The following is an 11,150-nucleotide window of genomic DNA, read 5'->3' on the forward strand; positions in this document are numbered from 1 at the left end:
CGAGCGGCGCGGCCATGCGCCGCCGCTCCATCAGCAGGCCGGCGGCGCATGCCGCGCCGGCCGCCAGCCAGGCGCCGCGCGACTCGCTGAGGAGGAGCGCGGCGGCGTACGGCAGCAGCGGAAGGCTGCCGAGGAGCACGCGGCCGGGCGGTGCGGCCGGCTGCCGCTGCAGCAGCTGGCCGAGCGCGAACAGCCGCTCGAGCAGAAACAACGCCATCACGGCGCCGAACGTGTTGGGATACTGCAGCATGCCTGCCAGCCGCGCGCCGGTGGCGCTCACTTCGGGATCCGCCGTATATGCGATCGCATAAGGCAGCGGGAACCATCCGTACACCGGCAGCAGCGCGGTCATAGCAAGAAGGCCTCCGGTCATGTGCCACACCGCCGCAAGCACAAGCCTTCCCCTTTTGTCCGAACCCTGCAACCAGGCCAACACCACGAACGACCCATACAGTGCCCAGCGCAGCGCCTGATTCCCGTCCCCGAGCACGGACACGGAACCGATCGCCCCGTGAACGGCATAGAGAAGCATCATCAGAAACGGGCTGCACAGCACCCAGCCCGCAAGCGGTGACGCTTCAGCCATTCGGTTGATCAGTCGCCGTTCGGCTGTCTGGCCCCGGCTAAACCGGTACAGCCCCCATCCGCCCGCCCCGGCGCAGAATAGGCCAAAGCCGAGCCAAACCGGGTACAGATCCGTCGAAAAATACAAGCCGGAACGCCATACCGCAGCCGCCATCACGGCAAACAGCGCAGCCCCCATCATCCACCGTGCACACTCTTTCATGCTCTACATTTCACGCTCCCGTTCACTCGTTCTGTTAGCCAGTATTTCCCCAAGCTAACTTGCCGAAACGGGCAGCCCAAAAGCCGAGCCTTCGTCCTGTGCACTGCGATCATGGAAGCTGCGCTTCATATCGTCTGCCTATTTGAACTGCATTTTTGTTTACGATTGGCGGGTGCCATTCTCATCTTACTCCTGCTGGAGCGAGCCTTCGGGCAGCAAATCGGCACATGCCTTCTCCAAGTAAGGAGCAGCGCTGAGCAAATCGCGGAACGCGGTATACTCCTGCCACAATTGATCCCGGCCGCCGCTGCTGCCTTTGACCGCGCGGATCAAAATGTTCTTGGGCGTATGCTCCAGATCGATGAATTCCAGAAGCTGCGTCTTATATCCCATCAAGTCCAGCAGTTTGGCCCGAATGGCATCGGTCGCGAGCGCCGAGAAGCGTTCTTTCAGGATGCCGTGCGACAGGAGCGGTGACAGGGCGTCGTTCTTCACCTGGGAGAACAACTCATGCTGGCAGCACGGAACCGACAGGATCACCTGGGCGTTCCAGCGGACCGCCTTCTCGAGCGCGGCATCGGTCGCCGTGTCGCAGGCATGCAGCGTGACGACCATATCAACCTGCTCCAATTCGTCATAATCCGCAATGTCACCGACCAGAAACCGCAAATTTTGATATTCGAGCTTTTCCGCCAGCATACTGCAGTGTTCGATGACATCCGCCTTCAGATCCAATCCGACAACATTCAGCACCCTTCGCTCCTGGACCGCCAAATAGTGATAGAGGGCGAAGGTCAGGTACGATTTGCCGCAGCCAAAATCCACGATGGTGATCGGGCGGCTGTCAGGAAGAGAGGGAAGGATGTCCTCGACCATTTCCAAGAAGCGGTTGATCTGTTTGAACTTATCGTATTTGCGGGCAAGCACCTTGCCCTGCTCGTTCATGATGCCGAGCTCGACCAGGAAGGGTACAGGTTCCCCTTCTTCCAGCACGTACTGCTTCTTGCGGTTATGCGCCAGATCAGCCGTCGTTTTGGTCGGGGACTTGGTCAGGATCGATACTTTATATTTTTTGCTGATCAGAATCTGGTAATCCGCCTCGGGCGTGCAGATCAGCGCCTGCCGGAAGGTCTGCTCGAACAGCTCTATGATCGTCTGCTCGGCCTCTGCGGCCGTCAGATTCTGATGCACCACTTTGTTGGGATGAACATAAGCCAGCTGGTAATGCACTTTTTTCTTTAACTCCACGGGTTTGATCTGGACTTTGGTGAAAGAAATTCCCTCACGTTTGCGAAGCTGGCTTAACGTCGCAGTAATCAAAGTCGACTCCCCGATGATGTCGTGAATCAATTTGCGTAATGCTTCCAAGAGAGTACATCTCGCTTTCAACTTAAGATAAGGCTCGCTTCAGGCATTGATCCTGCGCCGCAGCGTCTCCATGCCTTCGAGCACTTCGCTGCGCGGGAGCCCTCCTTGATTCAGGGCTTCGTCGTCCCGTTCAAGCAGCCTTTCATAGAAGGAAACACCTTCTTCTTCCGTGATTTCCCGCAGATCAAGCAGCCGGAAGAGCACGTTCTCGGCTTCGTCGAACCGGCCTTCCTTCTCCTCGTAGGACAGCAGAATCTTCTCGGTCTTGACCGGAAGACGGTATCCCTTCACTTCGTCCTTCAACTCCGCTACGCGGTCCTGCAGCTGCAGCATAGAGCGCTGGGCCCCGTTCAGGTCGGCGTATATATAGAGGTGGAGCGATTTCATGAAACGTCTGAGCGCCTCATCCGCTTCTCCCATGTCTTTGTACACGCCGCCTTCCTCCTGCAGGAGCCGGGCTACGGTCTGCAGCTTGTCAGCCTCCACACCGCCGCCCAGGCGAAACATATCAATAATATCTTCTACGGATAAGGAATTTAACAGACGGGTATTGAGACGGAAGTTCTTGCTGAGCAGATCGTCGATTTCCCACAGGGCCTCGGCATATTTCTTCTGCTGTTTCAATCCGAACACTTTACCAACCATTTCGACCATATCTTCAACCATCTGTACGAGGTAATCTTTGCGAAACATGGATCGTCCTCCGTCCTTCCTTCAGATCAGCTTGTCAGCTTCCCTTTGATTGTAAGGCATTCGGGAGGTCAAAGCCAGTTCTTGCAGGACTCATCAGAAAAAGGGAAGAGCCAGACCGGAGCCGGCATAGGATAGACCCGGGGAAAAGAAAAAGCCGGAAGCCTGGGTCCGGCTTCCGGTTGAGTAATACGAATTATGCGTTTTTCGTCTGCTGCATATATTGAAGGATTACCTGCGCCAGTTCCTTCGGGGCTTCCATCATGCTCATGTGGCCTGCCCCTTGGATCACGGCTTGGGTAACGTTCGGCTTATCCACCGTGAATACCTTCTCCGGCGGCGCGACGCTGTCATATTCTCCGGCAACCAGCAGCAGCGGCAGCACTGTCGCCGACATGACATCCCGCCGGTCCGGGCGCTCCCGCATGGCGAGGGCGGCCCCCGCCGCTCCCTGCGGCGGTGTCAAATAACCGATTTCCTTGGCCCGTTGGATGAGCTCGGGGTGAGTCTGGTCTGCATCGGGTGCAAACAGCCCGGGGATCAACCCGTCGATAAATGCGGTAACGCCTTCCGTTTGAATCGTGCTGACTGCCTTCAGGCGCTTCTCCTTGCCTTCCTCGGTATCCGGATAGCCCGTCGAATGGATGAGGCCGAATCCGTTCAGCCGCGACGCGTAACGCTGTGCGAAGGATAGCGTCACATACCCGCCCATCGAGTGGCCGAGCAGCGTCACCTTCGGCAGGTCGAGCTCGTCCAGCAACTTCAGGACGTCATCCGCCATCTGCTCCAGCGAGTAGGCGCCGAGCGGGGCGTCCGAGTGCCCATGGCCGCGCAGATCGACCGAGATGCACCGGTGGCTGCCCGACAGCAGCGGAACTAAAAGATCCCAGTATTCGGAGCTTCCGCAGAAGCCGTGGAGCAGCACAATCGGCTCACCTTGGCCATGATCGGTGTAACAAAGGGTATGACCGTCACAAATCAATTTTTCCATGATGACATCCTTCTTTCTATATCAGCTTGAATTTCGCCGGTATGATCGTAATAGATTTGCAAAAATGAAGCATATATTAATTATGTATATTATTAAGCCAAAGGCCATAACTTGAAACGGGCCTCTACCTCCGCCCCGCTGAGTCCGAATCCTTCCGCTGCGGCAGACGCGATCTGGCCGGCCATCGACATGACCTGGTACAGCGAGGTCATCTGCAGCGTCGAATACGGCCGCGGCCCGTTGACATTGACGACGGCTGCCACGCTATAGTGCCCGACGGCCGGCAGCATACGGCCCACCGATCTGGCGGGGAGCAGCGGCTCGTCCGACAGCAAGTAGCATCCGACCGAACCCGGATGTCCCAGACAGGCGTCCACCGCTACAACGGTATGGTCCGCCGGTATCTCTGCGATGGCCGATTCCAAATTGTGCGCGTCGCAAGGAGAGGACAGCGTGCCGATGACATTCGGGACGCCGTATAGGACCAGTTCGCTTCCCGTCAACGGGCCGAGGGCATCCCCCGTGGACCGGTCGGTGCCGATACACACAAAAGTGATTTTATCCAGCGGATGGCGTTCATGAATCTGCCTGAAAAACGCGGTCAGCCCCTGCGCGTTCATCTGCTTGCTGCGTTTGGTGCCGCGGATGTGGTGGGGATCTTGAAATGACATGCCTGGCCTCCTCCCTGCTTCGTTCATTCTTCATTCGATAGAATGATTTTACTGCAAAATGATCCGGTTGGAAAACGGGAGCTTCTGGATGGGACAAAAAAACAGAGTAACGGACGTGAAGACATGCTACAATAGAACACAAGCTTAGGCACAGGAAAGGATGGGCGCTTGACATGGATTTATCCCAAAAGACACCTGAAAATATAGAGTATATGATTGAAGGCATTAAAACGAAGCTGAGAATGGCCAGCGGCGCAGCCATGAATGCATCGGCGTTCTCCGTCGACCGGTACGAGGACATCCAGGACGTCTACGACCTGGTGATGTCCAAGGACAATCTGAGTATTTCCGAGGTGGAAGCGCTGGTCTCAGAGCTGGGACGTCTGCGTAAAGCGTAAGGCTCCCCTTTACATTTCGAAAGCCCCCTGATGTCCGGAACCGCTGTAATCAGTCGATTCCCGGAACATCCGGGGGCTTTTCCGTCAAGGGACAGCAATTAAGGTATATCCACCAGTACAAATTCAGACTCTCCTTCGCTGCTCGTTCCTTTAATATGAAGATCGCATGATTTTTTTACCCTGGCCGAGTCCCCGGGCTCCAGATGGAATGTCCCGTCGTCGCAGCCGATTTCCAGGTGACCCGAAATCAGGAACAGAAACGTCCTGCGATCCTCTTTTTGCGGGAACAACAATTCCTGCCCGGTCTCCAGGATTGGAAAACAGATGGACACGTCGTCATGGATCTGAAGCGCATCCGGGGACTTCGGCAATCCTTCCGCCGATCCGCTGACAAGCGGAACCAGCTTGTTGATCCTCTCCTCCCTCGGAAAATGGTGAGCTTTCCATGCGGGCCTGTGGCCCGGTGTGGACGGCAGGAACCACATTTGCAGAAAGCGGACCGGTTCCTCTTCCGACGGATTGGTCTCAGAGTGCATCACACCGGACCCTGCGCTCATGGCTTGAACGGTCCCCGCCGGCAGCTGAACCTGATTTCCCATGTCGTCATTATGTTCAAGCGTGCCGGAGATGACGTAGCTGACGATTTCCAAATCATGATGAGGATGTTTCTTAAAGCCTTGTTTCGGACTTAGCTGATTGTCGTTATGGGCCAATAAGCAGCCAAAATGCGCATTGCTCGGATCATCATAATCGGCAAACGAAAAGCTGAATTCGCTGTGGATCCATCCCCGCTCCGACGTATGGCGCTCCGCTGAAGTCACTACTTTAATCATTTCCATCCACCTCCATGAACTGCATATGTTATTGGAATATGTAATTCTTACCCTCAACTTCGAGGGGCTAATCAACCCACCCTCGTTCTAGCCGCCAAAGACGGCATGGGCACAAAAAAAGCCCCACACTGCGCGCAGCCGGGGCCAAGGATTTCCTCCAAGGGCATTCATTTACTTCTATATATCAATCCAGACAGGCACCTCTGCCTCTAGCGGGACCGCTCCAGCGTAAATACGGTTTCAGCGTGACCTACCTTCCGGTCGGCATCATTGTAGATGTCTTTGGTAAATTCGGATCGCAGGCCCTCCAAAAGACGGCGGTTATCATACCCGATCTGCTGGAGAATGGATTCGACCACCCAGCCCCATTCTTCTTCCGATCCGTCCAGTATTTTCAGGGCGATGCCGAGCCGCTCCTTTTTCAGACCGAAACAGTACACGCCTTTGAAGCCGCCTTTGGCGACAATGTTCGGGTCCTGCAAAATGAATGTGTCCACCCGGCGGGTTCCGCCAACCATGGCCGGATAATGGTTCATGGCTGCTGTGATCGTTCTCACGGCCGCTCGCGTCGGTTCGTCGGGAATGAGGTCCGGGCAGGCCAGCTTCACATAAGCGTTAGCCATGGCGGACAAAGGCAGCGCAAAAACCGGAAAGCCGCAGCCGTCCGTCCCGAGTCCAATCCGTTCCGCTTCCATGCCGCTCATCATCGCAATCACATCCAGAATTTCCCGCTGCGCAGGATGATCCGGTTCCGCATATGTCTCCTCCGGGTTATGCCGCATCCGGCTGTAGCCCAGCACCCCCAAATGCTTTCCGGAACAATTGTGGTACAGGCGCCGCTTGTGTCCTTGTTCGCGAATGGTGTGCTCCTTGCTGTCTTCACTTAGAGGATATGTCGGCGCACACACCATCTGCTCCTCGTCCACCCCGATTTTCCGCTGAATGCTCTCCAGCACTTCGATATGCCGGGGTTCTGCCAAATGGGAAGCGGCCATAATGGCGATTTCCTCTTCAGTCAGCCCGTAATAATCCGCGATCCCCGCCCGGATCCCGGGAATGGCCTGCAGCGGCTTGGCCGCCGAACGCGTAAAGGTGACAAAATGGGGATCTCCCGCCGACGCGTACACTTCGCCTTGATCATTTACGATACATATATGTCCATAATGGGTACTTTCCACGATTCCGGCCCGATACTCTTTCACCAATAAAGCGTCCATACAGCCTCTCTCCTTTTCTTGTTGCCTACCTATGATACAACTTATTCACAGCATAATAAAGTTGATTGTCTGCAGGCTCATATCCGGTTTGAAAAAGAAATGCACTCCACGATATTTGTAAAGCCACTTAAATGGCCAATTCATTAATAATATCCCATGTATTCGAAATCATTCCCCATATTTCGCTGATTATCTTCCTTTTTCACATCTGTTGTTTCACACCATTTCTCACCGTTTATATACGAAGTAAGATCGACGCGTTGACACCATGTCACAGCAGGTTATGCCGCATTTAGAGAATTTTATCAAACCTTATAAAAAGGAGGCGATCGTCATGTGGGGTATTATCATCAGTATCGTCATGGCCATCATTATCGGGATTATCGGTGATGCCATCGCAGGACACAACATGCCGGGAGGCGTGATCGGCGCCATGATCGCTGGCTTTGTTGGCGCATGGGTTGGAGCTTGGCTGTTCGGCGACTGGGGTCCTGTCATCGGTAACTTCGCCGTAATTCCGGCGATTCTCGGGACGGCGATCTTCGTCTTTATCCTTGGCTTGATCAGCCGCTTGTTCTCGCGTACCACCTAAATTGATATACACCAATATTAAATAAGGAGTGATTGGTATGAATAAAGCAGAGACGGAATATCCGGTTCAAAGCGGAAGCAACTTCTTAAAGGGCGTATTTATCGGAGGTTTGCTGGGGGCGGCAGCGGCGCTGCTGTTTGCGCCGAAGACCGGACGCGAGCTGCGCGGGGATCTCTCCGACAAGCTGAGCGTCGTTACCGACAAGACGAAGGAAGTGGCCTCCGTCATGACGGAAAAGGCAACGGATCTGGCCAAGACGGTATCGTCCAAGACGACCGATCTCGCCAAATCCGTCAACGAAAGCAAAAATACGATTATGGAAAGCGTCAAGCAGGCTTCGGCCGACGTGGCGGATGACATGAAGAGCGCATCCGGCGACGTTGCAGACGATGTCAAAAGCGCTTCGAAGGATGTCATGGACAAATCATCCGATGCATCCAGCGATATCCGCCGGGAGCTTAATAAGACTTCTTACTAAGCTGCCGATACACCCGATAGCCAGCTGACCAGCTGGCTATTTTCGTGCACAGGTCCGTGATCATTAAGGCCGGAATACCGGCTGAAGAAGGAAGGGATTCTGATGAGCAAAGCCAATCCTTATGACGTGGATGAACATCCTTTTGAGCTAAGGCACGAAGTGAAGAGGCTGAACAACCGCCTTGACCAGATTGCCGATTCCCTGGAGCGGTCCGAGCTTCAAGATATGATCGAGAACTATACGAACACCAAGAAGCGGCTGATCACCAACTTTACGGCAGGCTTGTCCCGCGGGCTTGGCCTGTCCCTCGGAACCTTTGTGGTGCTTGGCCTGCTCGGATACTTGCTCAGCTTGTTTGTTGATATGCCGGTGATCGGCCAATACATCGCCAACCTGCAGGATTATATCAGCCAATACAAATCGCAGTAACGGATCGTTTACTTGCATAAAAAGAAACGGATGGTTCCGGGGAATCCCGGGCCATCCGTTTTGGCGTTATGAAGGTGCCGATTCTTCGTTCATCGTGAGGGTGACCGGTTCGATCTCCAGAAAGGCGTTCGTCTCAGCCGACTCCCTCGCCTTCAGGCAGATCAGGGCGCTCCGCAGACCGGCTTCGAGATCCGGGCCCGCCGCAGCCTTGCCTGCTAACCTTTCGACGAAGTGGCCGGCCAGTGCGGCGTCCCCGCCAAAATGGCGGCCTTTCGCCTCAAGCTGGTATGTCTCGACCGGATGTCACGCCGAAGCTGTGCTTTATTTTGTACGGACGCGCCCCCGACGACCCCAGGTACATGTACGACCTCGCGACGATTGAGCAGGCGGCAAGCCGCCACCATTTCTCGCTGCTGTTTTTGAACGTTCAGGCGGATGCCGAGGGGCTCGAAAAGATGCGCAAGGCGGTTCTGAGCAAGGAAGCGGAGGGCTACTTCGTGACAGGCGATCTGGACGATAAAGCGATCGACCTGATTACCGAAGCCAAGGTACCCTATCTTTTCTACGGGGGCATCCCCCGTGAAGGCACGAACAGCATCGTGATGGATCATGAAAAAGGGGCTTACGAGGCCGTGAAGTATCTGCTGTCGTTCGGACACAAACGGATCGCCTTCTTCAGCGGGAATTTGAACATTCCCATTCATCAGAAAAACCTGAACGGCTACTACCGTGCGCTGGAGGAAGCCGGGATTCCACTGGACAAATCGCTGGTCCAGGCCAGCAGCGGCGAAGACGGCTACGAGCTGTGCGCCCGGATGAATGTGCTCGATATCGGCTATACGGCGGTATTTTCCGTCAATACGGTTATTCAGTTCGGTGCCCTGCAGTGGCTGAAGGAGCATGGCGTGCAGGTTCCCGGCGAGGTCAGCCTCGTCGGTTACGGCTTCTCGGAGCTGGCGAAGCTGAGCAAGCCGCCGCTGACCACCTTTTACGTCGCCCCTGCGAGCCGCGAGCTGGCGGTTAACCGGATGATCGAAATGATCCGTGACCTATTTAACCGAGATGGAGTGCTTTCCCGGAGAGACAGTTGCCGCGAACACGGTCGAACACGAAGCTTTAAGTGTTGACAAGCGTAAGGCCGGGACTGGTGTTCCGCCCATCGAAGTAGACAGCTATAGGAATAAACCAGGCAGCCTTAGTATGGTATTCCACCGGACTAAGGCTGCTTCATTTTAGGCGCTTCCTGTTTTCGTTCTATTCGATTACCATCGTATAGCATTCCCAGGTAATTTTTCAATTCTGTACACTGACAGCAATAATACGGTAACATTTATTGTAGATAGCTCGTTATATTAATAAATAACGTATTTAATAGGCAATGGATACCATGATATCTATTGTTCCGCTTCGTAGCGCAGCAGACCCTGCAGCAGTTCTTTATCAGACACTCCAGGATCCAGCCAAATCTTCAGTTCCTTGCCCTCTCACTCTGCCCGCTNTTCCCCNTAAAGCTCCTGCAGGTGAGCAATGTGATTGATCCCCAGTCATTCATCGCCTGCAGCAATGGCGTCATGCGTTGACCGTAGTCAGTAATGGAATATTCGACCCTTGGCGGGATCTCCTTATAGACCTCGCGATGCACGATATCGTGATACTCCAGTTCCCTTAACTGTTGGGTCAGCATTTTCTTCGTGATGTCCGGGATCGATTTCTGAAGCTCGCTGAACCGCATCGTTCCATGGTTCAGCAGACGGAGCAAAATCACGGGCTTCCATTTCCCGATCAGGATATCCAGCGCCGTTTCAAACTTACAGTAAGTATTCACGCACATCCTCCTACCCCTTGATTGGCTTAAGGTATATTTTTCGATACTACGTTTATTTAAAGTGCCTACTTCCACTATCCCACCCTTACTCCCTATTATATATCCATGGTTGAAGAGGAAACAGAGCCAGGATAAGGAGCAGTGAAGACATGAACGTTGTACTTTGGATTGTGCAAGGAATTTTGGGAGCCGGATTCCTCTATTCCGGTTGGATGAAGGCGTTTCAGCATGAACAAGCGCGAAAGGCCTGGCCTTGGGTTGGAGACGTACCTAAACCGCTCGTTTGGGGGATCGGATTGATGGAACTGGCCGGGGTGCTCGGAGTGATTTTGCCTTTGGCCACGGGGATCGCACCAATATTAACACCGATCGCCGCACTCAGCCTGGCCGTGACTGTACTGCTCGGCGCCGCTTTCCATGTGAGTCGGAAGGAATATAAAGAGATTGGCATCAATATCGTGTTTCTGCTGCTGGCGATCGTAGTCGTTATCGGCCGCTGGTAACGGCGTTAAATGAACAATCCCCTCCAAGCATACGGCTGTGCGCTAACTCAGCACCTGTTTGCTTGCAGGGGATCTATCCGTCGTGTGGGGTTAACCGATTAACTCGAGTCCTGTTTTTGATATTCGGCAAGACGCTAGATCTTCGATTTTTTGGATTTGACCTTGAGCAAATCGCCGGTCCATCCCTTCCGGTGCATCCAAAGGTACATGATGGCGGTGCTGAGGAACGTGATCAGCATGATCCCGACGAACCCCCATGGCACCTTGATGCCCGGCAGGTTCTCGAAGTTCATCCCCCAGATCGCGCCTGCTACGGTGGCCGGAGTAAAAATCGCCGTCAGGATCGTCAGCGTCTTCATGATTTCGTT

At 54.4% G+C, this 11,150-nt stretch carries 14 protein-coding genes and 1 pseudogene; 6 read left to right on the plus strand and 9 right to left on the minus strand.

Annotation, left to right across the window (positions count from 1 at the left end; genetic code table 11):
* The 5 genes and pseudogenes from CPT76_RS37945 to yyaC form a co-directional block, all read right to left on the minus strand.
* Positions 1 to 787: pseudogene (locus CPT76_RS37945) on the minus strand (O-antigen ligase family protein); the annotation flags it as partial.
* Positions 788 to 973: 186 nt separating this feature from the next.
* On the minus strand, positions 974 to 2,155 hold the full coding sequence (locus tag CPT76_RS28470; protein ID WP_105445277.1) for a class I SAM-dependent methyltransferase: 1,182 nt from the start codon (positions 2,153 to 2,155) through the stop codon (positions 974 to 976).
* A gap of 39 nt (positions 2,156 to 2,194) precedes the next feature.
* Positions 2,195 to 2,848: a DUF6483 family protein gene (locus tag CPT76_RS28475; RefSeq protein ID WP_105445278.1), complete on the minus strand. Its 654-nt coding sequence runs from the start codon at positions 2,846 to 2,848 to the stop codon at positions 2,195 to 2,197.
* A 193-nt stretch (positions 2,849 to 3,041) separates the two neighbouring features.
* Positions 3,042 to 3,836 carry an alpha/beta fold hydrolase gene (locus CPT76_RS28480; RefSeq protein WP_105445279.1) on the minus strand — a complete coding sequence of 265 codons (795 nt, stop codon included), beginning with the start codon at positions 3,834 to 3,836 and terminating at the stop codon, positions 3,042 to 3,044.
* 92 nt (positions 3,837 to 3,928) lie between these two features.
* Positions 3,929 to 4,507, minus strand: coding sequence for a spore protease YyaC (gene yyaC / locus CPT76_RS28485; RefSeq protein WP_105445280.1), 579 nt, complete (start codon positions 4,505 to 4,507; stop codon positions 3,929 to 3,931).
* A 173-nt stretch (positions 4,508 to 4,680) separates the two neighbouring features.
* On the opposite strand from yyaC, the gene CPT76_RS28490 reads away from it, so the two are divergent.
* Positions 4,681 to 4,905, plus strand: coding sequence for a DUF1128 domain-containing protein (locus CPT76_RS28490; RefSeq protein ID WP_076176065.1), 225 nt, complete (start codon positions 4,681 to 4,683; stop codon positions 4,903 to 4,905).
* Between the two features lie 98 nt (positions 4,906 to 5,003).
* On the opposite strand, the gene CPT76_RS28495 is transcribed toward CPT76_RS28490, so the two are convergent.
* A complete protein-coding gene (locus CPT76_RS28495; RefSeq protein WP_105445281.1) occupies positions 5,004 to 5,738 on the minus strand; it encodes a pirin family protein in 735 nt (244 codons plus the stop codon).
* Between the two features lie 209 nt (positions 5,739 to 5,947).
* Positions 5,948 to 6,955, minus strand: coding sequence for an asparaginase (locus CPT76_RS28500; RefSeq protein ID WP_105445282.1), 1,008 nt, complete (start codon positions 6,953 to 6,955; stop codon positions 5,948 to 5,950).
* Positions 6,956 to 7,289: 334 nt separating this feature from the next.
* Here CPT76_RS28500 and CPT76_RS28505 point away from each other — a divergent pair, with 334 nt between their 5' ends.
* From CPT76_RS28505 to CPT76_RS28520, 4 genes are all read left to right on the plus strand, one after another.
* The gene (locus tag CPT76_RS28505; RefSeq protein WP_076176073.1) at positions 7,290 to 7,547 is read left to right on the plus strand and encodes a GlsB/YeaQ/YmgE family stress response membrane protein; all 258 of its coding nucleotides are present in this window, start codon (positions 7,290 to 7,292) and stop codon (positions 7,545 to 7,547) included.
* 37 nt (positions 7,548 to 7,584) lie between these two features.
* Positions 7,585 to 8,025, plus strand: coding sequence for a YtxH domain-containing protein (locus CPT76_RS28510; RefSeq protein ID WP_105445283.1), 441 nt, complete (start codon positions 7,585 to 7,587; stop codon positions 8,023 to 8,025).
* A 102-nt stretch (positions 8,026 to 8,127) separates the two neighbouring features.
* Complete coding sequence (locus CPT76_RS28515) at positions 8,128 to 8,454, plus strand: DUF5665 domain-containing protein (RefSeq protein WP_105445284.1); 327 nt, start codon at positions 8,128 to 8,130, stop codon at positions 8,452 to 8,454.
* Between the two features lie 287 nt (positions 8,455 to 8,741).
* Positions 8,742 to 9,581, plus strand: a complete 840-nt coding sequence (locus CPT76_RS28520) for a substrate-binding domain-containing protein (RefSeq protein WP_105445285.1) — start codon at positions 8,742 to 8,744, stop codon at positions 9,579 to 9,581.
* A 341-nt stretch (positions 9,582 to 9,922) separates the two neighbouring features.
* Here CPT76_RS28520 and CPT76_RS28525 read toward each other — a convergent pair whose 3' ends face one another.
* Positions 9,923 to 10,285: a winged helix-turn-helix transcriptional regulator gene (locus CPT76_RS28525; RefSeq protein ID WP_181153103.1), complete on the minus strand. Its 363-nt coding sequence runs from the start codon at positions 10,283 to 10,285 to the stop codon at positions 9,923 to 9,925.
* A 143-nt stretch (positions 10,286 to 10,428) separates the two neighbouring features.
* Between CPT76_RS28525 and CPT76_RS28530 the strand changes: the two genes are divergently transcribed.
* Positions 10,429 to 10,782: a DoxX family protein gene (locus CPT76_RS28530; protein ID WP_105445287.1), complete on the plus strand. Its 354-nt coding sequence runs from the start codon at positions 10,429 to 10,431 to the stop codon at positions 10,780 to 10,782.
* Between the two features lie 134 nt (positions 10,783 to 10,916).
* On the opposite strand, the gene CPT76_RS28535 is transcribed toward CPT76_RS28530, so the two are convergent.
* A partial coding sequence (locus CPT76_RS28535) for a CorA family divalent cation transporter (protein WP_308737682.1) occupies positions 10,917 to 11,150 on the minus strand: 234 nt, incomplete at its 5' end.

The sequence above is a fragment of the Paenibacillus sp. AR247 genome, assembly GCF_002968895.1.
GTDB lineage: Bacteria > Bacillota > Bacilli > Paenibacillales > Paenibacillaceae > Paenibacillus_AQ > Paenibacillus_AQ favisporus.

What these genes read in the sequence shown, in the direction of transcription:
- CPT76_RS28530 (WP_105445287.1), top strand. Translation starts at nt 10,429, where the DNA reads ATGAACGTTGTACTTTGGATTGTGCAAGGAATTTTGGGAGCCGGATTC.
- CPT76_RS28515 (WP_105445284.1), top strand. Translation starts at nt 8,128, where the DNA reads ATGAGCAAAGCCAATCCTTATGACGTGGATGAACATCCTTTTGAGCTA.
- CPT76_RS28520 (WP_105445285.1), top strand. Translation starts at nt 8,742, where the DNA reads ATGTCTCGACCGGATGTCACGCCGAAGCTGTGCTTTATTTTGTACGGA.
- CPT76_RS28495 (WP_105445281.1), bottom strand. Translation starts at nt 5,738, where the DNA reads ATGATTAAAGTAGTGACTTCAGCGGAGCGCCATACGTCGGAGCGGGGA.
- CPT76_RS28480 (WP_105445279.1), bottom strand. Translation starts at nt 3,836, where the DNA reads ATGGAAAAATTGATTTGTGACGGTCATACCCTTTGTTACACCGATCAT.
- CPT76_RS28490 (WP_076176065.1), top strand. Translation starts at nt 4,681, where the DNA reads ATGGATTTATCCCAAAAGACACCTGAAAATATAGAGTATATGATTGAA.
- CPT76_RS28510 (WP_105445283.1), top strand. Translation starts at nt 7,585, where the DNA reads ATGAATAAAGCAGAGACGGAATATCCGGTTCAAAGCGGAAGCAACTTC.
- CPT76_RS28500 (WP_105445282.1), bottom strand. Translation starts at nt 6,955, where the DNA reads ATGGACGCTTTATTGGTGAAAGAGTATCGGGCCGGAATCGTGGAAAGT.
- CPT76_RS28505 (WP_076176073.1), top strand. Translation starts at nt 7,290, where the DNA reads ATGTGGGGTATTATCATCAGTATCGTCATGGCCATCATTATCGGGATT.
- CPT76_RS28475 (WP_105445278.1), bottom strand. Translation starts at nt 2,848, where the DNA reads ATGTTTCGCAAAGATTACCTCGTACAGATGGTTGAAGATATGGTCGAA.
- yyaC (WP_105445280.1), bottom strand. Translation starts at nt 4,507, where the DNA reads ATGTCATTTCAAGATCCCCACCACATCCGCGGCACCAAACGCAGCAAG.